At 45.0% G+C, this 20,897-nt stretch carries 25 protein-coding genes; 17 read left to right on the top strand and 8 right to left on the bottom strand.

Going from position 1 to position 20,897, the window contains the following annotated elements; all coding sequences use genetic code 11:
• Positions 1–284 precede the first annotated feature (284 nt).
• Both lafA and ACZ5ZC_RS04340 read left to right on the top strand, forming a co-directional pair.
• Positions 285–1,130, top strand: coding sequence for a lateral flagellin LafA (lafA, locus tag ACZ5ZC_RS04345; RefSeq protein WP_054866831.1), 846 nt, complete (start codon positions 285–287; stop codon positions 1,128–1,130).
• A 55-nt stretch (positions 1,131–1,185) separates the two neighbouring features.
• Positions 1,186–2,508 carry a 6-hydroxymethylpterin diphosphokinase MptE-like protein gene (locus ACZ5ZC_RS04340; RefSeq protein ID WP_005398053.1) on the top strand — a complete coding sequence of 441 codons (1,323 nt, stop codon included), beginning with the start codon at positions 1,186–1,188 and terminating at the stop codon, positions 2,506–2,508.
• A 282-nt stretch (positions 2,509–2,790) separates the two neighbouring features.
• Here ACZ5ZC_RS04340 and ACZ5ZC_RS04335 read toward each other — a convergent pair whose 3' ends face one another.
• The gene (locus ACZ5ZC_RS04335; protein ID WP_041853112.1) at positions 2,791–3,078 is read right to left on the bottom strand and encodes a hypothetical protein; all 288 of its coding nucleotides are present in this window, start codon (positions 3,076–3,078) and stop codon (positions 2,791–2,793) included.
• Positions 3,079–3,466: 388 nt separating this feature from the next.
• Between ACZ5ZC_RS04335 and fliD the strand changes: the two genes are divergently transcribed.
• The 9 genes from fliD to ACZ5ZC_RS04290 all read left to right on the top strand — a co-directional run bounded on the left by fliD (position 3,467) and on the right by ACZ5ZC_RS04290 (position 10,075).
• Positions 3,467–4,804 (top strand): flagellar filament capping protein FliD, encoded by a 1,338-nt coding sequence (gene fliD, locus ACZ5ZC_RS04330; RefSeq protein WP_006741986.1) that lies wholly within the window; start codon positions 3,467–3,469, stop codon positions 4,802–4,804.
• Positions 4,805–4,824: 20 nt separating this feature from the next.
• Positions 4,825–5,211, top strand: a complete 387-nt coding sequence (gene fliS, locus ACZ5ZC_RS04325) for a flagellar export chaperone FliS (RefSeq protein ID WP_005398523.1) — start codon at positions 4,825–4,827, stop codon at positions 5,209–5,211.
• Complete coding sequence (locus ACZ5ZC_RS04320) at positions 5,195–5,515, top strand: hypothetical protein (RefSeq protein WP_005398525.1); 321 nt, start codon at positions 5,195–5,197, stop codon at positions 5,513–5,515. The genes fliS and ACZ5ZC_RS04320 overlap by 17 nt, the downstream gene beginning before the upstream one ends.
• On the top strand, positions 5,512–6,585 hold the full coding sequence (locus tag ACZ5ZC_RS04315) for a flagellar hook-length control protein FliK (RefSeq protein ID WP_053808277.1): 1,074 nt from the start codon (positions 5,512–5,514) through the stop codon (positions 6,583–6,585). Before ACZ5ZC_RS04320 ends, ACZ5ZC_RS04315 begins: the two co-directional genes overlap by 4 nt.
• Positions 6,586–6,607: 22 nt before the next feature.
• Positions 6,608–7,108 carry a flagellar basal body-associated FliL family protein gene (locus ACZ5ZC_RS04310; protein ID WP_005398533.1) on the top strand — a complete coding sequence of 167 codons (501 nt, stop codon included), beginning with the start codon at positions 6,608–6,610 and terminating at the stop codon, positions 7,106–7,108.
• A gap of 12 nt (positions 7,109–7,120) precedes the next feature.
• Positions 7,121–7,849, top strand: a complete 729-nt coding sequence (locus tag ACZ5ZC_RS04305) for a FliA/WhiG family RNA polymerase sigma factor (protein ID WP_005396579.1) — start codon at positions 7,121–7,123, stop codon at positions 7,847–7,849.
• A 10-nt stretch (positions 7,850–7,859) separates the two neighbouring features.
• Positions 7,860–8,717, top strand: a complete 858-nt coding sequence (gene motA / locus ACZ5ZC_RS04300) for a flagellar motor stator protein MotA (RefSeq protein WP_005396580.1) — start codon at positions 7,860–7,862, stop codon at positions 8,715–8,717.
• Entirely contained in the window at positions 8,717–9,709 is a 993-nt protein-coding gene (locus ACZ5ZC_RS04295; protein WP_005396581.1) for a flagellar motor protein MotB, read from the top strand. Before motA ends, ACZ5ZC_RS04295 begins: the two co-directional genes overlap by 1 nt.
• Positions 9,710–9,787: 78 nt before the next feature.
• Positions 9,788–10,075, top strand: a complete 288-nt coding sequence (locus ACZ5ZC_RS04290) for a hypothetical protein (RefSeq protein WP_031780567.1) — start codon at positions 9,788–9,790, stop codon at positions 10,073–10,075.
• Here the strand turns inward: ACZ5ZC_RS04290 and ACZ5ZC_RS04285 are convergent.
• From ACZ5ZC_RS04285 to ACZ5ZC_RS04270, 4 genes are all read right to left on the bottom strand, one after another.
• Positions 10,072–10,290 (bottom strand): DUF6500 family protein, encoded by a 219-nt coding sequence (locus tag ACZ5ZC_RS04285; protein ID WP_054866829.1) that lies wholly within the window; start codon positions 10,288–10,290, stop codon positions 10,072–10,074. The genes ACZ5ZC_RS04290 and ACZ5ZC_RS04285 overlap by 4 nt on opposite strands.
• Before the next feature lie 10 nt (positions 10,291–10,300).
• Positions 10,301–10,678: a PH domain-containing protein gene (locus ACZ5ZC_RS04280; RefSeq protein ID WP_005396583.1), complete on the bottom strand. Its 378-nt coding sequence runs from the start codon at positions 10,676–10,678 to the stop codon at positions 10,301–10,303.
• Positions 10,679–10,796: 118 nt separating this feature from the next.
• Positions 10,797–11,012, bottom strand: a complete 216-nt coding sequence (locus ACZ5ZC_RS04275) for a TIGR02450 family Trp-rich protein (RefSeq protein WP_005396585.1) — start codon at positions 11,010–11,012, stop codon at positions 10,797–10,799.
• Positions 11,013–11,151: 139 nt separating this feature from the next.
• On the bottom strand, positions 11,152–11,625 hold the full coding sequence (locus ACZ5ZC_RS04270) for an HPP family protein (RefSeq protein ID WP_006741990.1): 474 nt from the start codon (positions 11,623–11,625) through the stop codon (positions 11,152–11,154).
• A gap of 98 nt (positions 11,626–11,723) precedes the next feature.
• Here ACZ5ZC_RS04270 and ACZ5ZC_RS04265 point away from each other — a divergent pair, with 98 nt between their 5' ends.
• The 4 genes from ACZ5ZC_RS04265 to ACZ5ZC_RS04250 all read left to right on the top strand — a co-directional run bounded on the left by ACZ5ZC_RS04265 (position 11,724) and on the right by ACZ5ZC_RS04250 (position 15,110).
• The gene (locus ACZ5ZC_RS04265; protein ID WP_152813202.1) at positions 11,724–12,269 is read left to right on the top strand and encodes a TetR/AcrR family transcriptional regulator; all 546 of its coding nucleotides are present in this window, start codon (positions 11,724–11,726) and stop codon (positions 12,267–12,269) included.
• A 98-nt stretch (positions 12,270–12,367) separates the two neighbouring features.
• Positions 12,368–12,805: a MerR family transcriptional regulator gene (locus ACZ5ZC_RS04260; RefSeq protein ID WP_006741992.1), complete on the top strand. Its 438-nt coding sequence runs from the start codon at positions 12,368–12,370 to the stop codon at positions 12,803–12,805.
• A 253-nt stretch (positions 12,806–13,058) separates the two neighbouring features.
• A complete protein-coding gene (locus ACZ5ZC_RS04255) occupies positions 13,059–14,003 on the top strand; it encodes an SDR family oxidoreductase (protein ID WP_464931415.1) in 945 nt (314 codons plus the stop codon).
• Positions 14,004–14,027: 24 nt separating this feature from the next.
• The gene (locus ACZ5ZC_RS04250) at positions 14,028–15,110 is read left to right on the top strand and encodes a saccharopine dehydrogenase family protein (RefSeq protein ID WP_395195227.1); all 1,083 of its coding nucleotides are present in this window, start codon (positions 14,028–14,030) and stop codon (positions 15,108–15,110) included.
• Positions 15,111–15,159: 49 nt separating this feature from the next.
• Here the strand turns inward: ACZ5ZC_RS04250 and ACZ5ZC_RS04245 are convergent, their stop codons facing one another.
• Complete coding sequence (locus ACZ5ZC_RS04245; RefSeq protein ID WP_464931414.1) at positions 15,160–17,583, bottom strand: formate C-acetyltransferase/glycerol dehydratase family glycyl radical enzyme; 2,424 nt, start codon at positions 17,581–17,583, stop codon at positions 15,160–15,162.
• 2 nt (positions 17,584–17,585) lie between these two features.
• Positions 17,586–18,515: a glycyl-radical enzyme activating protein gene (locus tag ACZ5ZC_RS04240; protein ID WP_054866823.1), complete on the bottom strand. Its 930-nt coding sequence runs from the start codon at positions 18,513–18,515 to the stop codon at positions 17,586–17,588.
• A 214-nt stretch (positions 18,516–18,729) separates the two neighbouring features.
• On the opposite strand from ACZ5ZC_RS04240, the gene ACZ5ZC_RS04235 reads away from it, so the two are divergent.
• Both ACZ5ZC_RS04235 and ACZ5ZC_RS04230 read left to right on the top strand, forming a co-directional pair.
• Positions 18,730–19,404, top strand: coding sequence for a fructose-6-phosphate aldolase (locus ACZ5ZC_RS04235; RefSeq protein ID WP_005499892.1), 675 nt, complete (start codon positions 18,730–18,732; stop codon positions 19,402–19,404).
• Positions 19,405–19,745: 341 nt separating this feature from the next.
• The gene (locus ACZ5ZC_RS04230) at positions 19,746–20,258 is read left to right on the top strand and encodes a DUF2799 domain-containing protein (protein ID WP_005484189.1); all 513 of its coding nucleotides are present in this window, start codon (positions 19,746–19,748) and stop codon (positions 20,256–20,258) included.
• 10 nt (positions 20,259–20,268) lie between these two features.
• Here ACZ5ZC_RS04230 and ACZ5ZC_RS04225 read toward each other — a convergent pair whose 3' ends face one another.
• Positions 20,269–20,724 carry a GNAT family N-acetyltransferase gene (locus ACZ5ZC_RS04225; RefSeq protein WP_062889130.1) on the bottom strand — a complete coding sequence of 152 codons (456 nt, stop codon included), beginning with the start codon at positions 20,722–20,724 and terminating at the stop codon, positions 20,269–20,271.
• Positions 20,725–20,897 lie beyond the last annotated feature (173 nt).

Here is a 20,897-nt window from a genome sequence, read left to right as displayed (position 1 = left end):
TTTATAAAACAGCGCGAATTATTCGCGCTGTTTTTTTATTTATAACGAAGAACGACAATATTGATAGATGACTGCTTCCCTGATTAAGTCAGGCTTATTCAGGTTATTTGATGTTATATCTGTATTTTCATGGAATACAAGTCACTAAAAATCATCAATTTTGATCTTTTTTAGGAATTTTTTAATTTTCAAATTAATCATTAAAGCTGACCGACCGCCTCTAGTTAGTGACTAGGGAATATCCCGAGGCCTGAAAGATATAGTGACTAACTAAGGAGACTAAGATGGCTTTATCAATGCACACTAACTACGCATCGCTTGTAACTCAAAACACTCTGAACAACACAAGCGGTCTTCTAAACACTGCGATGGAGCGTCTAAGCACGGGTTACCGCATCAACTCAGCAGCAGACGACGCTGCGGGTCTACAAATTGCAACTCGTCTGGAAGCTCAGACTCGTGGTATGAATGTAGCGATGCGTAACGCACAGGACGGCATCTCTATGATGCAGACTGCTGAAGGTGCAATGGATGAGATGACAAACATCACATACCGCATGAACGACCTAGCAACACAATCTTTGAACGGCTCAAACAGTCAAGAAGACCGTGCAGCTTTGGATGCAGAGTTCAAACAGCTAGCATCTGAGCTAGGCAACATCATGGAAAACACTTCATTTGGTGGTCAAAAACTTCTAGCTGAAGGCGGCGGTTTTGGTGCAAGCAGCGTTACTTACCAAATTGGTGCGACTGGTGCAGAGAAACTAGCTGTAAATGCAAAAACACAGCTAAACGAGATCTCGACAGCAATTGCAGGCCTGACAAGCATCAGCACTGCTGCTGCAGCTTCTACAGCTCTTGCAAACCTTTCAAGCTCTGGCGGTATGCTAGCAGATCTAGGTACAGCACGTGCTCAGTTTGGTGCTAACATCAACCGTCTAGAGCACACAATGACTAACCTTGGTAACATGACTGAAAACACTTCTGCAGCAAAAGGCCGTATCACTGATGCAGACTTCGCTACAGAGTCTTCAAACATGACTAAGAACCAAATGCTTATGCAAGCAGGTACAACAGTTCTTTCTAAGACTAACCAGCTTCCTGGCATGGCAATGTCTCTACTACGCTAATCATTGAAGCTTATAACCCCACCCATCCGGTGGGGTTTTTTACTATCTGAATATTATGACACCAGTTTATTCTCAACATATTGATATCATTCGCTCTCGTTGGCCTGACGTAGCAAAAGCCTTAGACAGTGCAGACTTTAGCGACTTACACTTTGAAGTAGTTGAAAAAGCAGCGATGACCCTAAAAGTCAACGGAGTTCAACTTAGCAGTGCTTATGACCCGGTCGAAGAAGCCTTCCAGTACCGAAGCCTAACGTCTAGCGACGATTATCATATTTGGGGCATCGGTATGGGCAATGTCCCATCCCTGTTAACACAAGATAAAAATGCTCGATCAATTCGTGTTTATCTTTATAACCTACCGTTAGCAAAATTGGTGCTTTCTCTCGTTCCACAACAATGGATATCCGATCCTCGTGTTTCGTTGATCATCGTCTCAGAAGACCAAAGCGATATAGGTAGAAAACTCGCGAGCCTTACTTGGGATGATTGTATCATTCTCAATGCCGACAGAGCCATTTCGCGTCATACTCATCAATGGCTTTATTTCCGCTTAGAAAACCGTGTTTTGATCGGCTATGCAAACGCTAGCTATAGACATAGCGATGAAGAACTGCTCACAAGAGAGAAAGAAAACGAACCTCTTTTAAAACGCCTAAACTCTTCTGATCATTATCTTATGTATCAAGTAGACGACGCTATTTGTATTGGTGCTGGCCCATCACTCCAGCATCATATTGAAGAGTTAAAAACAGTCTATAACCGACCAAATCGTCCCAAGCTTATTGCTGCATCAACTGCATGCAAGTGCTTAATTGAAAATAACATCAAACCAGATGTCGTATTTGCTGTAGATTTAAATTTAGGTGACGAACATATTCCATATGAGATCGCCAAAAATACTATTTTGGTGTTTGGTAGCCATATGCCTAGCCGTATTTTCCAAAACTGGCATGGCGAGAAGTATTACTTACACTTGGGTGACTTCACATACGACAGATTTGCAAGCAAACTACCGGTTAAATATCGCCCTTACTCGTTTGGTTCGGTAATCCATCCTCTAATCCACTTCACCCTTTTACAAGGTGCTACCCAAGTATCACTAATCGGATGCGATTTTGGTTTCCCTGGAGATATCATCCATTCAGGACGCGAAAACAGACCAGACGACCCGAACGCGACGATGACAGCACGAGTAGAGAATGGTTATGGTGAGATGATCAAAACCTCACCAGCCTACCGCATGTTTGGAAGCGGTGTTGAGAACCTAATAGCAGCATCACCACAGACCAAGTTTTACAATTGGAGCCGTATTGGTGCAAAAATTATTGGTGCTGAATATTTCAATGTGGAGGAACTATATGGCAACCGAGATTAACTCTGTTTATGACACTTTTATTAAAACTTCAGAGGTTTACTCATACGGTGACCACTTGACAGGCGACTTAATGTTAGGGAGATGTCTAAATCTCCTAACAAAATTATTCACCGTTCAGTCAGAGCGCACGTCTGTTCTCGAAATACTTTCGCGAATAAATACCGCCCGAGAAGTTCATGACTTCACTGCACTTGCAGATATTCTAAGGTATGAAATTGCGCCTAACATAAAAGCGTTGAGTGAACGCTATTAGCTCTAGAAAGCCTCATCATTGAGGCTTTTTTATCGCCTGATGTAAATAGAACTATTATTATCCCAATGAGAGTCTGGCAATCTAAAACCTACTTTCAGCATAATATTCCTTAACACTTTGTTAAATAACTCTAGTTCCACTGGCTCAGGACTATTATCGAACTGATAGCGTTTTAACTCAGGAAATTTTGATATGGCCTCTTTTTGGATACTTGCCAACTCGTCAGAATTAAGACTCTGCTTGCTAAGTAATTTAGCGTGAATAAAGCGCTCATATTCGCGAGCACACTTCATTAGTCGTAAGGCAAATTCGTTCATAATTGTTGTTTTTCTTTCCGATACTCCAATTTGATGAAAAGATAACAGGAAGCATATAAATACGATGTAAGAATTATCTTAATTCATTAGAAGTAAACACCGAAATATCTATTCTGAGTCCCTTCCTCCCTTTCAACTCCACTTAGAAATTCTATTAAACATTTACGAGTCTTGAGTCGCCTTGTCTTATAGGAAAACGCTACTTGTTTTCTAGAGGAAAGCGGAACACAAAAGGTGGAACCACAGCTTCCTCTCTATGAAATAATACATCGCAAAGCATTGTTATATATAGCTATTTATATACGGCACACATCTTGCGATGAACTGTTAAACCAAGGCATAGCAGATAAGCTATTTAAGCCGTATATATGAGAGAGGGAGTAACCTCATGAGTTCATTAGATCCAATTACAATGGCTACTAAATTTGCCACTTTTGACGTTCAACCGTTTCAACAGCGCTATCAGCTACAAGCCAGCAAATATCAAGCGCAACTTTCCGCTCTAGGTAAAGTTGAAACGGCATTACGAGACTTTCGTAATTCGTTAAACGAAATGAACAGCAGCACAAACACCATCATTAAGAACAGTGCAACCCTATCTCAGGAAGGTTACTTTACAGCCAGTGCAGATGCTAAGGCCCTCACAGGCAACTACCAAATTTTTGTTGAGCAAGTTGCCACGTCTCATCAAGTCTCTACAGGGATGCCTGCTGATCTAGAAGCAACAACTGAAGTCCCAACAACTGGCTCTCTCGAGTTCACGATCAATGGCGAAACAATGACGCTAGATCTATCGACTGTTGATTCAGACGGTGATGGCACAGCAACAGTCAGTGACTTAGCAAAAGCAATCAACAACAACAGCGATAACCCTGGAGTAAACGCCACCTTAGTTCGCTCAAATGGTCAAACTCACTTTATGTTATCAAGCACTGAAACTGGTGTTGCTAACCAAATCAACGTATCGGCGTCTGGTACTGGCCAAGCCTGGTTTGAAGATGCATTCACAAATCTAAACCAAATTAGCGCCCCGCAAGATGCTGTAATGTGGTTGGGAGCTAAAGACTCTGGTCTCAAACTGACGAACGCAAGCAATACATTTGAAGGTGTAATCGACGGTGTAGATATTACTCTAACCAAAGCTCAAGCTTCTGGTGAAACACCTGTTGGCCTTGATATAGGCTCTGACAGCGAAGCAACTAAAGAGCAATTGGATAAGTTTGTTGACGCATATAACACTCTTATTGGCGCAATGAACCAGCACACCCAAATAGGTAGTGAAGACAAAAAACGTGGAGTGTTAGCAAGTGATCCAACACTTCGCTCCATTGAGAGCCAATTAACTAATTTGGTTCGAGGGGAACACGGTGGTATGCGTCTGAGTGAAATCGGTGTGAGCTTGGATCGTGATGGGAAAATGAAAGTCGACCACGAAAAATTCGCCGAAGTTCAAAAGAATAACAGCGTGGGCTTGGAAGCAATGTTTAATGGCGACGATGCCTTACTTGACTCAATGGACGCGATGATTGATCCATTTCTGAAGTTTTCATCAGGCGCATTCAAATCCCGTAAAAATGCGCTTCAAGCTAACTTGGATCGCATAGAAGATAAACAATCTACATTAGAGCGTAAATACGATATGTCGTACAAACGCTACATCAAACAGTTCACACAAATGAACGCGTTAATGACCCAAATGAACCAAACCATGTCGATGTTTGGCTAAGCCTTTAGGAGAAAAAACTCATGCTTATGGACTCTGGCTATGACTCGTACCAGCAAGTAGACCTCAACGCGCAAGCGGCAGCAGCAAACCCACACCAATTAGTCATTATGTTGATCGATGGCTTACTTGATGAAGTTGAACGTATTCGTGGCCATTTGGCTGCGAATCGCTTGGCGGAGAAAGGTAACGGAATCAACAAATGTATGAACATCTTAATTGGGCTCACAAGCGCTCTAGATGATGAGAATGGTGGCGAAATTGCTGAAAATTTACGCCAGCTGTATGACTTCTGCCAAGTTGAGCTTTATTACGCCAGCGTGCAGAACGATGCGAATCGCTTGGTTAATGTCGAGCGTGTAATGGGTAATATTCGTGAAGGTTGGATGAATTTTGGACAACAAGCATAAAGTGTCGCCAGAGCGATTTCGTCATTTATCTCAGCTCATCCAATTCGCTACAAAAACAGCAGATTGGCATGCGCTTAAGCGCTATGACTTGCAGTTGCGAGAGCTATTGATCAGTCACAAACCTTTTTTGAAGGATCCTAAGCTTGCACCTGAAATTCAACGTGCCAAAACCGTTCATGCTGATGCATTCGCTAGATTAGAAAAGTCGAAGAACGAGTTAGAAAAAGAGATGAACATGGTCAATGACCATCAAGAGCGCGCTATGGCCTATCAATTAGCGATGACCATGGAGCTAACTCAATGATCGTATCTCCTTCAACTCAAATATCCGGCAATGCATCACCTGGCCATGAAGGCAACATAAAACAAGCAAGAGCTGTACACGGTTTTTCTCATAACCCTATGTCGGAGCATAGCCAGTATGACGGCCAAGGTTTCGCCTCAGCTTCAACCGTGCCGAGTTTTCATCTTACCGCTCCAGCTTTGGACAGCGAAGAAAAGGCGCATGCTCATGGTTTGGATACTGACGAACACTCGGCTTCTGAAGCAGATGCTCACCTGACAAGTACACTGGGTTCAACAGAATCACCTGATCTTGCTATGCAAGCTCAGGCTCTAACCCAGCGTATGCTCACTATGGCAGAAAAGCAGTCGGGTCAGTTCGGAAAAACTCCGCCTTTATCGGTAGCTAACGATGTTAAGTCTACAATACAAGACTCAAATAACGCCTTTCTAAACACCTCTCCAAAGCAACAAGAGGTGCAACAAAGCCAACCGATGTCATCGAACTCGCGTCTATCAATCTCCAGTGCCGACTTTCAGACCCTATTGAGTCAACCAGCTCAAGGGCAACCAACGGCCTCACCACTCCAAGGACAAACACCAACGCCACAAGCCCCGAACACCGCCGTTGCCACGAGTCATATTCAAACTCAAGGCTCTGAGTGGGCGGCTGTGCGCGTTGACACCAGTGCTGGGAAATGGGGAGAGCAAATGATGCAAGTTCTGCATGACCGTGTGACTCTTCAAGCGCAACAAAATGTACAAGAAGCCAAAATCCGCCTCGACCCACCGGATTTAGGTAAGCTGGATTTACTTGTACGTGTTGAAGGCGACCGACTAAGCGTGCACATCAATGCCAATGCAGCCGCAACACGGGAAGCTTTAATGCAAGTGTCTGAGCGTCTACGCACAGAACTGCAAGAGCAGAACTTCGTCCATGTCGATGTCAACGTGGGCTCTGATCAAAGCCAGAGTCGCAATGACCAACATACAAATGAAGAAGACGCCACTATTTTCGCAGCACGAGAATCTGGTGCATTCCAAACTACAACAACAAACTATTCAGAACACTGGCTGAACACTCAAGCCTAGTTAATCCTCGAGGAAAAAGGTTATGACCAAACAACAAATGATCGCCCTGTTTATCGCCATGATCATCACCAGCGCCCTCGTTTCGGCCGCCACGATTATGGGCGGAATCTGGTACTTAAACAAACACGCTCAAGAGTCACCTGACTCTGGTTCCTTGATCGATGATTCTCCATTGTCATTTTTAGTCACAGAAGAACCGACAAGCAAAGGTCCTAGCTTCCATCCTTTAGACAAAGTCGTTTTGACCGTGAAAGGTAAAAAACAGACTCACTTTGTCATGCTAGAACTAGCAATTGAAACACGCCGTCCTGAGCGCATCAAAGACATTGATGAGTACATGCCAATGGTACAAAACTCATTATTAAAATTGTTTAGCGACAAAACATTTGATGAGTTACAGCAAGCGGGTGCCATCGATATTCTGCAAAACGAAGTAAAACAAACGCTTTTACTGGCTTTTGCTAAGACAGACATCGTTCGCGAAATCGACGATGTTTTGTTGACTAAATATGTTGTGCAATAACGGAGCACAACCATGTTAGACATGAATATACAAGACACCTATACCACAGAAGAGGAAGTGACGACGCCATCACGTCCAATTGACGAAAATGCACTACTGCAACGTCATCAAGTTATGGTGAAACGCGTCGTTAACCAGCTACGTGTTCATGCCACTTCTCACTGTAGTATTGAAGATATGCAGCAAATTGGCCTTATCGCTCTAGTTGAAGCTGGACGCCGATACGGCGATGTTGACGATCCTCATTTCCCTGCCTTTGCCGTGTGTCGCGTTCGAGGTGCAATTTTAGACGAATTACGCCGGCTAGATTGGCGCTCACGTAAAACTCGCCAGCAGGCTCACGAACTCAATGACGTGACTCGAGATCTCACACGCTCTTTAGGTCGGATGCCCACGGATGCAGAAATCATCCAAGCCTTGGGGACGAATGAGCAGGACTATTACAACCGCCAAAATGCCGCCCTTGCGGGAGAGATGCAAAGCCTTGACCAACTAATGGAAAGCAGTGGTGATAGTTATATTGGCGGGCAATATGATGGCATGGAACATGAGCATATTCGTCGCAGTTTAGATAGCGCTTTAGGCAAATTGCCGAAGCGTGATCAATTGCTGCTTACTCTGTTCTATCAACATGAACTCAACTTACACGAAATAGCTCTGGTATTGGATCTGACACCACCTCGTATATGTCAGCTTCACAAACAAGCGCTGAAACAACTCAACCAATTAATGTCCTCTTAGGAGTCACAAGATGCAAAAGTTTTTTGGAGTCCTCACTATCCTGGTGTGCGTCTTCGGTGGATACATGTGGGCCGGCGGTAACTTAGGCGCTATCTGGCAACCAGCCGAATTCCTTATCATCATTGGCGCTGCTGCTGGTTCTTTGATCATCGGTAACCCACCTCACGTACTGAAAGAAATGCGTCGCCAAGTGCCTGCGACCATTAAAGGTCCAACAGAAGAGCATGAGTACTACATGGAATTAATGGCGCTACTCAATAACTTGCTTGAGACAGCGCGCAACCGTGGTTATAAGTTTCTTGACTCTCACATTGAGTCGCCAGAACAGAGCTCTATGTTTCTCGCTTACCCGACGATTGCTGAGGATCATCGCCTAATTTCTTTCATTACTGATAATTTACGTTTAATGGCAATGGGACAAATGTCGCCTCATGAATTAGAGGGACTGCTAGAGCAAGAAATTGAAGCTATCCAAAACGAAATGCTTTTGCCTTCACGCTCATTACAGCGTACAGCAGAAGCACTACCTGGCTTCGGTATTCTTGCAGCAGTTGGTGGCATCATTATCACCATGCAGGCCATTGATGGCTCAATCGCGATGATTGGTTATCACGTTGCAGCAGCTCTCGTAGGTACATTCATTGGTATTTTCGGTTGTTACTGTGGTTTAGACCCACTAAGTAACGCCATGGCTCAGCGAGTAAAACGTAATATGACTGCTTTTGAATGCGTACGCGCAACCTTGGTTGCCTACGTAGCGAAGAAGCCGACATTGCTCGCCATTGACGCTGGTCGTAAACATATTCAGCTAGACATCAAACCAACATTCAACCAAATGGAGAAGTGGTTAGCTGAACAGGAGGGATAATGCAAAAACAAGAGCATGTAGTGTTCAAACGTGCCAAAGCACACAGCCATGATGAACCTCATGGCGGCGCGTGGAAAGTCGCGTTTGCTGACTTCATGATCGCCCTAATGGCGCTGTTTCTTGTGCTTTGGGTTATGCAGGTGGTAGACAAAGAAGAGCGTAAAGCAATTGTCGCCCACTTACATAGCTCGAGCGTATTCGACAAGAGTTACGGTAATCCATTTGATACTTCACAAAGTATCTCTCCTATTGACTTGGCACAGGACTCTTCTGTGCCAAGTAAACACAATTCCAACCACGTGGTAAGCTCATACTTTCGAGGTGACGGCGATGGGCCAGAAATCGACTCGTTGATTCCTGGTAACTTCGATACTCAGGAGCAACTTGCAGCGTTGGCGAAAGTCATTGAACGAATGACCGCTCAGATTAACGCACAAGGAAATGTCAACGTCACCGTGACCCCACAAGGCCTACGTATCGTCCTTCAAGATGATTACAAACAGCATATGTTCAGTCGTGGTGGCGCAGAGCTGACCCCTTTCTTCGAAGACTTATTACTTGCACTTGCGCCTGTATTTCAGCGTGTGAACAACCCACTGATCATCAGCGGACATACGGATGCGATTCCATTTAAAAAACGCTTTGGTCGTCAATCAAACTGGGCGCTATCTGCATCTCGAGCTGATGTCGCAAGAAATACGCTGGTTGAAGGTGGCATGCCGGATGATCGAGTCATGCAGGTCACAGGCATGTCGGATAGAGCACTGCTTAACCCTGATGAACCAGATTCAAGCGAAAACCGCCGTATCGAGCTGTTCGTTTTAACGACGCCAGCAGCCAAAGTACTCGAAACTCTTTTTGGTAACCACCAAGAAAGTGAACTGCAAAAAGCGAAAGATAAAGCCGAATTTAACCAACCAGTCATTCGACAAGAAGTCATCAATTACTCGGGTGATACGGCCACCAACGAAGTAAATATTCAAGAATTATAACCTCAAAAGGTCACCTCGCCTGATGGTGACCTTTCTAACTGAAACCTCTGTTACTGTGACTTTTTAGTTGAGTTCTATATGCACATAACACCTTCCGAAAACAAAAAACGCGATCTGTTGAAGAAAGCCTTTTTATGGTTAATTGTCTTCGACTACCTTTTATTGGCGTTTTTCTTAACTCAGCTGTCCAGTTTAACGCTTAACAGTGGGACCATGATCAGTATGCTGCTCGTCGTCTACAACGTCTTACTCGTTTCTCTGTGCTTTCAAAGAACCAATAAACAGGACTCTTATATTATCTACCCTGTTTTATCCGCGACGTTGTTGGCATTTGTCTGCTTTCTTTATTTCTTTTTTTTAATTTAGATACCAGACTCCACCATTGATTTGATTTTTACTGCTTTTTCGAAGTGGTCGAGCCGATGGGTCTGAATCCACCACGTAGCCGCCTCCATCAACTGTTCAGGATCATCATTTTTGTTGGCGAAAAACGCATAAAATGAGAGCCCAACCTGCTCACCTTTGCTTTCGATCTTTTTGTCACAGACCTCTATTATTTTGTCTCTCAATGAAGCTCTCATTTCTATTCCCTTACGCTAGTACATACTCACTAACCATACGGTTGAAAGAAATCAGATCAAACGAACCTTTAATTTCAAAACGTACTCTTCCCACCTCACTCATGAAGAACTCAATTTCACAATCTAAGTCAAAAGTACCAGACGTCTCGATAGAAAATGCATTGATCTTGCTATAAGGCAGCGACGTGTAATCCACTTTTGAGCCCGTAATCCCTTGCACATTCGCCGCAATCACTCGCTTGTTGGTGAACACCACTTGGTCGCGAACCGTTTTAAAGCCCGCAAATACCGACTCGCCATCAATAAGAAACTTGTGAAAATCTTCCCTAACTTTTGATACCTCAATGGGTTTAAGCTTAAACACTGATGAATTGTCGAAATCGATCATAGTCATTCCTTTTTAGTTGATAGCGAACAAACTCAACGTAGCAGATACACAGACCGTTGCCTATCAGCTAAGTACCATCTTTCGATTTCAAACCTAGGAAAAAATTCAACAAAGTGCATTACTTCCATCCTTGCCGCCATAGCTCTGGGTCTTTCAGCTCTTGCCAGTTCATCTCTTGCTCACGTTTACTCATAACCGCCTCAATGACACATTTCACAACATTGCCTTCTTCATCCAGCTCCATTTCTGTTACGACAAAGTGCTTCTCTTTATTTTTAGGTGACGTCGCCGTCCATTTGCTGTGCAATAGCTTCTTGGGGTGAATTTTATTCATAGTGGTATACCAATTTAACTAACATCTTTATGTATACGACTGAATAACAAGAGAGAATCAGATTTTATTTTTAAGCCTCCACGAAAAGAAAAAGCCGCAAAAGAGGTCATCCCCTAATGCGGCCTTACTTGCATCCCAATTAGGTCTTTTGACCGTTCAAACGAGGGGTTAAGTACTGACTCTGTAGCAACTGCAACGCCTTACCAACCAGCACAATCACCACCGCGCCGATCAGTACTGGCGTGAACAAAAAGCTCCACCCCTGCCCAGAGGCCATGATCAAGATAGGATTTGCGCCCGCAGGTGGATGCGTTGTCTTCGTAATCAGCATTGCTGACACTCCTAACCCAGTCGCAATCGCGAGCGTGATTGGCGTGATCTCAACGTATTGGCTAAACGCAATACCGATAGATGCCGTAATGAAGTGACCAATGATCACATTTTTTGGTTGAGCGAGAGGGCTGCTAGGCACCCCAAACACCAACACCGCCGTAGCACCAAATGGCGCCATGAGAAGTACCACCTCAGTAAGAGACACCTCGGCGTAAGACAACACACCAATAGCCAATGTCGCACCAAGCCCCGCGACCAACGATAAAATTAAATTATTCATAAACACCTCAAAGTAGACCGAATTGTCTACAAATTAAAATAGACAAACCTGTCTACCTTTGTCAATATGTGTTTGTAGAACTTTTTGAGGACGTAGTTATGAACAAAAAGAAACAGTTATTGATCGATACCGCGTTGTCGCTGTTTTACAAACAGGGCATCAACTCCATTGGCATCAATGAAGTCCTTAAAGTATCTGGCGTGGCTAAACGCACGCTGTACAGCCATTTTGAAAGCAAAGAAGCGCTCATCCTTGCCGCACTAGAACAACGCCACCAAATCTTCATAGCGTGGCTAGAGGAGAAACTGTCATCAGCACTATCGAGCACAGACGTGATCGACCAGCTGTTTACCGCGCTAAACGGCTGGTTTCATGGTTCTGAGGAAAAGTTGGGCGAGTTTCGCGGCTGTTTTTTCATCAACACGTCCGCCGAATTCAGTGACGACAGGGGCGAGATCGCAACGTATTGCCGCCACCATAAACAACAGGTTCGAGAGCTAATTCAACGCTATCTCAAATCAGACAACACATCATTACTCGATGCCATTTGCATCATGAAAGAAGGCGCCATCACTACCGCTTACATGACAAAAGAGTACGACGACGTCACAAAGAAATGCGTGGAAATTTTGCACAAGCTGTAACGGTAAGAAAGCAAGAAACGAAACGACCAAGCACCAAACTGGCGAGAATGTTCAGAAATGGTAAGGTTATTTTATCAACCTAATGAGACACGCTTGATATGAAAATTGGCGAACTGGCGCAAAAAACGGGCCTTGCTCCCTCGCGTATTCGATTTTACGAGCGCATCGGACTGCTAAAAACCGTGACCCGTAAAGCCAACGGGTACCGTGAGTATCCGCAAGAAGCACTAATGATTCTGGACATGATCACAACGGGTCAACAAGCTGGCTTCAGTTTGGATGAACTAAGTGCCTTACTGCCATCCGACCTTTCTAACTGGGATCATCATCAGTTATTGACAACCTTGCAGCAAAAAGTCCAAGAGCTCGACGAGCTTGAGCGAAAAATTGCGCAGAGTAAAAGCAAGTTAAAAGAAGTACTTAAAGAGATTGAAGCTAAGCCAGATGACATGGACTGTGCAATGAATGCAAAACGCGTCATGTCTCAGCTTGGACAAACGATTCTGACCAAAGAAAACCCGTCAAATAAAAAGTAAAGCCGTCAGCAAATCAAAGCAATGTTAACAAGCGAAGCTTTACTCTTGATGTTGGGTTAGAGATTCGCCAATTCCCCTGCTAGCCACTAAATTGAGTCTGTAAAAACCATTCGCTCTTAGCTCAGGTGTACCACCTCCTTGTTTCTATAATCAATAAAAAATCAATCCAATTTATCTTCAAAATGTGGGTTGACCTTAAACCTAACTTTAACGTTAGGATGAATATCAAAGCAACACAGCAGGAGATTGGTGAATGCAAACGATATTGGGTGCAAGTGGGCAAATTGGCCGTGAGCTGGCATTAAGCCTAAAACGGGACTTTACGAGCGACATCCGATTGGTGAGCCGCAATCCACATCGAGTCAACGAGACGGATCAACTGGTAAAAGCGGACTTGCTGGACGCGAAACAAACATCAGATGCCGTAAAAGGTTCTAGTATCGTTTACCTTACTGCAGGGCTACCAATGGATACCCAACTGTGGGTGGAACAGTGGCCAACAATGATGCGTAATGTCATCGCCGCATGTAAAACTCATCAAGCAAAGCTTGTTTACTTTGATAATACCTACATGTACCCGCAAACGGATACGCCTCAACAAGAAGATGCACCATTTCAGCCCAATGGAGAAAAAGGTCGAATTCGTGCGGTCATTACTGACATGCTGCTAGAATCGATGAATAAAGGAGAAATCGAAGCCGTTATCTGTCGTGCTCCGGAATTTTACGGCCCGGGGAAAACGCAAAGCATCACTAATTCCACCATTATCGATAATCTACTTAACCAAAAGAGCGCAAAAGTGTTTTTACGTGATGACACCAAACGCAGCTTAATTTATACGCCAGACGCAAGCCGAGCGATGGCGCTAATTGGGAATACGCCCGATGCTTACGGACAAACTTGGCATTTGCCTTGCGATGATCGTCGACTGACGTATCAGGAGTTTATCGCTGTTGCAGCAAAGGTTTTTAACGTTCAACCGAAATACAAAGTCATCAAGCGCTGGCAATTGTGGCTAGCTGGGCGATTTAATCAAACCATTCGAGATGCAGCCGAGCTTTTGCCTCGCTACGAATCTGACAACCTTTTTGTTTCGGATAAGTTTCAGACTCGTTTTCCAGATTTTCAAATCACCACATTCGAACAAGGCTTGACCACAATTCAACAAGAAAAAGCCAATGGCCAGAAACCTCTTTAAGCAGGCATTGATAGGAGCTTTTTGATGAAAGATAACACACCGACATCACCCCCAGCTCGTTGGATCATATACGGAGCCAATGGTTATACAGGCGAGCTGATTGCGAGAGAGGCCGTAAAACGGGGTCACCACCCAATCCTTGCAGGTAGAAGTTTAGAGAAAGTACAAAGCCTAGGGGCTGAACTAGGGCTGCAAAGTCTTGCTTTTTCTCTTGAGGATAAAAGCAGCGCGGTCCAACATATTTCGGGTTCATCACTGGTATTAAACTGCGCAGGACCCTTTTCTTCGACGGCAAAACCGATGATGAAAGCGTGCCTAGAAGCAGGCGCACATTATCTCGATATTACAGGTGAGATCTCTGTATTTGAGTTTGCACAAACGCTGCAATCACAAGCAAAGGAAGCTGGTGTCGTATTGTGCTCCGGTGTTGGTTTTGATGTTATTCCAACGGATTGCATTGCAGCCACATTGAAAGCTGCGCTACCAGATGCAACACACTTGTCTCTCGGTTTTGACTCTCGCTCTGGTTTTTCTCCGGGCACGGCGAAAACGTCTGTCGAAGGTTTGGCTCAAGGCGGAAAAGTGCGACTTAACGGAAAAATCACCACCGTTCCGCTAGCGTATAAAGTTCGTAACATTGATTTTGGTGACGGCGAAAAACTTGCTATGACCATTCCGTGGGGCGATGTTTCAACCGCCTATTACACCACGGGGATTGAGAATATTGATGTTTTTATTCCCGGATCGCCAAACATGATAAAAAACGCTAAACGAGCGAATTGGGTTCGCCCCCTTCTCGGCATAACCTGGGTACAAAGTCTCATAAAAAGCCGTATTGAAAGAACCGTAAAAGGACCGAATGAGGAGCAAAGAAACCAATTACCCACATATGTGTGGGGTAAAGCAAGCAACAAACTCGGACGAAGCAAAACAGCACGAGTACAAACGGCCAATGGCTACAGCTTAACCGTAACGGGATCTCTGGCGATTGTAGAACACCTGCTACATACGAAGCCTGAAGCCGGTGTATACACCCCATCTAAGCTCATGGGATCCAATTTTGTGTCGCAGCTTCCCGGCTCTAGTGGCATAACCATTGAAGAGTAAACCAAAAGGCACCAATCGGTGCCTTCTGCATTAACCGGGGTTGAGGCCATCACAACTCGTGTTCGGTACGGGCGATGATGTCATCCTGCGCGTCTGTTGACAGCGCGGTAAAGAAGGCTGAATAGCCCGCAACTCGCACGACAAGGTCACGATATTGCTCAGGGTTCTTCTTCGCTGCCAGCAAGGTTTCACGAGAGACGATGTTGTACTGCACGTGCCAACCTTTATGGTGATTAAAGAAGGTACGAATCAGCATCGATAGCTTGAGCTTATCTCCTTCTGAAGCGACAGCCGCTGGGCTTAACTTCTGGTTAAGCAGCACACCACCCAAGATTTTATTAGCTTGAATTTTACCGACTGAGTTGTACACCGCCGTTGGTCCCAAACGGTCAGAGCCCGATGCTGGACTTGCGCCTTCCGCCAGTGGCGTTTTCGCTTTTCGACCATCTGGTGTTGCCATCGTGGATGCGCCAAATGGCACGTTGGCAGAGATGCTCGATGTTCCCGCGTAGTAGCCACCACCAATTGGTCCGCGCCCATGACGTGTGTTGACAAATTGCGCCAACTCATCGATATAAACTTGGTAAGCATCAGCCAGCAATTGGTCGACATAATCGTCGTCATTGCCGTATTTTGGCGCGAAGTTGATTAAGCGTTGGCGAAGTTGTTCGTTCTCAATACCATCGAAGTCTTCTTCTAATGCTTTTGCCAGTTCCGTTTGGCTGATTTGCGCTTCTTCAAACACCAAATGTTTGATCGCCGCCAAACTGTTACCTAAATTGGCGATGCCCACTTGCAGGCCAGATACCCAATCGTATTTCGCTCCGCCTTCTTTTACTGTTTTACCACGCGCCAAACAGTCATCCACCAGCGATGAGCAGAAAATATCTTGCGCTTGCTGCTCAAGCACACTGTCGACTACGGTATCGATCTCTATCGATTTACGTGTGTAGTAGCGAATTTGCTTCGCCCAAGAAGCGGTGACTTGCTCAAAGCTCTCGAAGTTGCCTTTTGCCAACGACTTATCATGCGGCAAGAAGGCTTTGCCCGTCGTTGCATCCACACCTTCGTTAAGCGCAGCCAGTAAAATACGCGCAAAGTTAATGAAGCTCATGCCCGTGCAACGGTAACCCCATTTGCCTGGAACAGCGGTTTCAATACAGCCAATAGACGCATAGTTGTAAGCGTCTTCTTTCTCAACGCCAAGCTTGATGAATTCTGGAATGACGATTTCATCGTTGTTAAATGCAGGCATACCGAATCCACATTTGATCACTTCAATACAGCCCATCAAGAACTCTTGATTCAGACCTTCATGATAGCGAACACTCAAGTTCGGTTGCGTGGAACGTAGCTGACCACAAGACTCTAAAATCGCCCAAGATAGCGGATTTACGGCGTCTTCAGGTTCTCCATTCTCATTCAGCTTTTGGCCACCGATACAGACGTTTTGATACAACGGAGAACCTGCCGATGCTTTTGAGTGCGCACCAGAGCGAATCTTGTTTACTTCAAGCAATTTCAACCAACAGCTTTGCAATAACTCAAGGGCGAACGCTTTGTTCATCGTGCCACTTTCAAGATCACGCACGTAGTAGTCGTTTAGGAACTGGTCCATTCGACCGAATGAAACAGAGTGGCCATTCGATTCAATTTGCAACATCAACTGCACAAAATAGCTCAGTTGCAGAGCTTGCCAGAAGTTGGTTGGCGCATGGAAAGCCACATGACGACAGTTTTCTGCGATTGTCTCCAATTCCGCTTTCCTCTCTGGTCGCGTTTCGTTTTGTGCCATTTCCAGAGCGAGATCGGCGTAACTCACCATGTGCTCCTGAATCGCAAGCAAGACAATTTCGACGGACTTATAAAACTGCTCTTTCTTTAACCCTTCATACGTCGACACGTCGTTATTAGCGCGATGCTGGCGAACCTCATCCAACAGACCGTTCATACCGATCTTCAGGATTTTTTCGTTATCCACTGCAAGGTGCGCGTCGCCCGAAGTCATGTTGCCCTCGGCTTTAATGATAGTGCTGGCTAGGATCTCTTGTTGCTCGTCGGTAAAAAGTCCATAGCAGCGATCTTGAACCGTTTTACCGCGCCAGTATGGCGTAATGGCGTGAATGCTTTGTTTGTCTTCTTCACTTACCGCAAAACCAGCCCCAGGTCGGTCGGCCAGTTCGTCGATTTCCGCTTCAATCCAACGCACCGTGTATTCAGGGAAGATTGGCGCAGCGCGTACTTTGCTCGCTTGGTTACCGACAATCAGCTCGTCGTGTTTAATCCAAATGGTACGAGTGCGTAAGTGCTCTTGTAACGCCAGTGCTCGTTGCACAATCACAGGTTTGTCTTCATTTGCCTGATACGCTCGAGTATAAGCCTCTGCGCGCTCAGTACAGATAGGCGGCGTTACGATGTTGACCAGTGCCGATTTGTGGGCTTTGATTCGCTCTGGAAGGGTATGTAGGTCCATGGTTAACCTCTAACAATCACGTTAAGTTGAGTATGTTCGCTTGCGTATTGCATTGCGTTTTCTAGCAGTTCTGGATTATTTAATGGTTTGTCAGAACACTCGTAAGGCATATCGAGCAAACGGTATTTATTGATGCCGAGGGTGTGATACGGCAGCAAGTGAAGTTCTTGACAGCTTTCTAAAGAAGCAGCGAAATCAATGATCGCTTTGAGCTCATCAATGGTGTCATTGAAACCCGCCACAACCGGCACGCGAATAACAATGCGTTTGGCAATTGGTGCCAATTTTCTAAAATTGTCTTTGATGCGTTTTAACGATCCCTTCGCCCAGCAGAGAAACTTTTCTTCGTCGGTGTGTTTAAGATCCGCTAACCAGCAATCAATATACGGCGCGACTTTTTCTACGTTTTTCCACGGTACATGCATGCACGACTCCACCGCCGTAGACACATGGTTTTGATGCAAACGTTCGGCAAGTTCTGCCACAAGACTTGGCTGCATCAGCGGCTCGCCACCAGAAAATGTCACGCCACCTTGGCTTTGATCGTAGAAAGGCTTGTCTTTCATCAACACTTCAAACAGGTCGTCCGATTTCGCCGCTTCTCCACATATGCTGAGCGCTTGTGTTGGACATACGTTTCGCAGCGCTATGATCTGCGCTTCGCTCATGGCTTTTCGATTGATGATGATTTGATCGTCAATGCGTCGGATACCATCGCTCGCCATGTCGCCGTTTACGGTTTGTTTATAAGCCGACACACAAAGCTGGCAGTCCGCCATACAACTGCGCTCATCAAACAGCAGAGAGTGCTTTTCACTGCGGCTTTCTGGGTTTTGGCACCAAGGACAGGACAAACTGCATCCCTTCAGAAACAGAATGGTGCGAATACCATCACCATCGTGGGTCGAGAACCTCTGAATATTGAAATACATTGCTGTCCGCCTCTTGGTTTGCTCTTCTACTTTTCACGCTTTTCTTTTTCTGAAAGCTTCACTTGATAATGAAATATTGCCACTTAACTTTCGTTTTGTGAAATTATTATAGTTTCAATTGAAATTACAATTGATCGAAATCAAGATCTCAGAGGATTGTCAGATCTATAGTGATCCCATCATCAAAACGAAGATTTTGTATAAGGTAGAACCCATGATCGAACTCTATTTAGATACTGCTGACGTGGCAGAAGTAAAACGCTTTAACCAATGCCTACCTCTGAAAGGGGTAACCACAAATCCAAGTATTTTGGCGAAGTCAAAACAAGGCTTGAACCAAACCTTAGCTGGCATGCAAGAAGCGCTAGGGGGCACACCCCGTTTCCATGCTCAAGTGGTGAGCACAACTGTAGAAGGCATGGTGGAAGAAGCGCGCCAAATCCATGAATTACCCTATGATATGGTCGTCAAAGTGCCAGCAACCGAAACAGGTTTATCGGCAATTAAGTTAATGAAAAAAGAGGGAATTCAAGTACTCGCCACTGCTATTTACTCTGCTCAGCAAGGTTTCCTTGCGGCATTGTGCGGCGCTGACTATCTTGCGCCTTATGTGAACCGTATTGATGCGATGAACGGAAACGGTGTAGAAGTGGTCGCAGACCTGCAATTGCTACTGGATCAAAACCAACTGCCTGCAAAAATTTTGGCAGCGAGTTTTAAGAATACCCAACAAGCGATGGAAGTGATGAAGTTAGGCATTGAAGCGATCACCTTGCCTATCGATGTGGCCGCGCAGATGTTTTCTCATCCAGCAGTTCAGCCGGCTGTCGATCAATTTGATAAAGACTGGAAATCCGCGTTTGGCAATAAACTTTCATTTGAAAGTTAAGCGTAAAATTATCGAAAGTCCCATTCCTCCTCGATCGAGGGGCTTTTGATATGGGAATCTCTGAGAAAAAGTAACATTCGCGCAGGCAACTGTTTATAGATGCGGCTTACGAAGAGATTCCACCCCACTAATCTCGCCTCAACCTTCACGCAAACTACTCTATTCGTAACATCACTACTGACGAACAACGCTCGTTCCACAAGCAAAAAATTTTGCTTCAAGCCGACAAACTCACAAGCACAACGCATCAATAAGTCGGTAATTATTAATTTTATCTATTGGAAATGAACACTGTTCATTTATAATCAGCGAACCTAACGCAGTAACAAGGAATCCACTTCATGAAACGCATTGCGCTTCTCTTTGCCATGTTTGCATTACTTTCTGGTTGTAGCAGCATGTCGCCAGAACAATGCCAAACCGCAGATTGGTATCGCGTCGGCTACCAAGATGGCCGCTCAGGCAACAACCCAAACATTTTGTACGAATACATTAAAGACTGTCGCGAAGCAGGCGTAACGCCAAATCACGTTGAGTGGCAAGACGGTTTTGATAAAGGCACCATTCTTTACTGTTCGCCAGACAATGGTTACACGGTGGGTGTAGAAGGAAAAACCTACTATGGCGTTTGCTCTAACGATCTTTTCCTTAAAAACTATCAGTTAGGCCATCAAGAATATCAGCGTCAACAACGCATTAATGCGTTAGATGCGGAGATATCACGCCTTGATCATCAATTGGATGCAAACTTAGATAAAGACAACGCGAAGCGTATTAGAGAGAGAAGAAAACAACTGGCGCGTGAGCGTGCATCACTCATCTCGCCAGGAGCTAATTACTACTTTAACTTTTAGTCGCGACGGGCTACAACGCTAGGGTCATAAAGCGGCTGTTTGGATCAGGTTGATAGTCGCCAAACGGCTCGCAGTACGCGAAGCCATGTTTTTCATATAGGCGATGCGCGGGTTCAAAAAATGCCATCGACCCAGTTTCCAAACTTAAACGTTGCATCCCCTGATGTTTCGCTTGCTCAATCACGTGATTGAGTAAGCGGGATGCCACGCCCTGTTTTCTCGCCGACGGCGTCGTACGCATCGATTTCAACTCTGCGTGACCATCTTCTAGTTGGCTCATTGCCACACATCCCAATAGCAGCTCACCATCCCAGCCCGTCCAAAACGTGATTGAAGGCAACTTCAACTTGCTTACATCTAACGCATGCACGCTCTCTGGTGGCGATGTAGCGTACATGTCCTGTAAATGCTCTTCCAACAACGCAAGCACCTGCGGCCGTTCTAAATTGTCGATTTCAATTCTCATATTTCCATCCTTGGTGTTTTAACTATCCAAATCACCTTAACTATATGTTTTAAAGTTAAATGTCCATCCAAACCTCAAAGATACCTAGGTTTGCACGAAACTAAGATGATTGAATAATAAAAAAGCCCCAACACAGACATCAAAACATCATGTGTTGGAGCTTCATTTGCATT

The organism is Vibrio sp. JCM 18905, from assembly GCF_055393305.1.
This window is presented reverse-complemented; position numbering and strand designations above follow the sequence as displayed.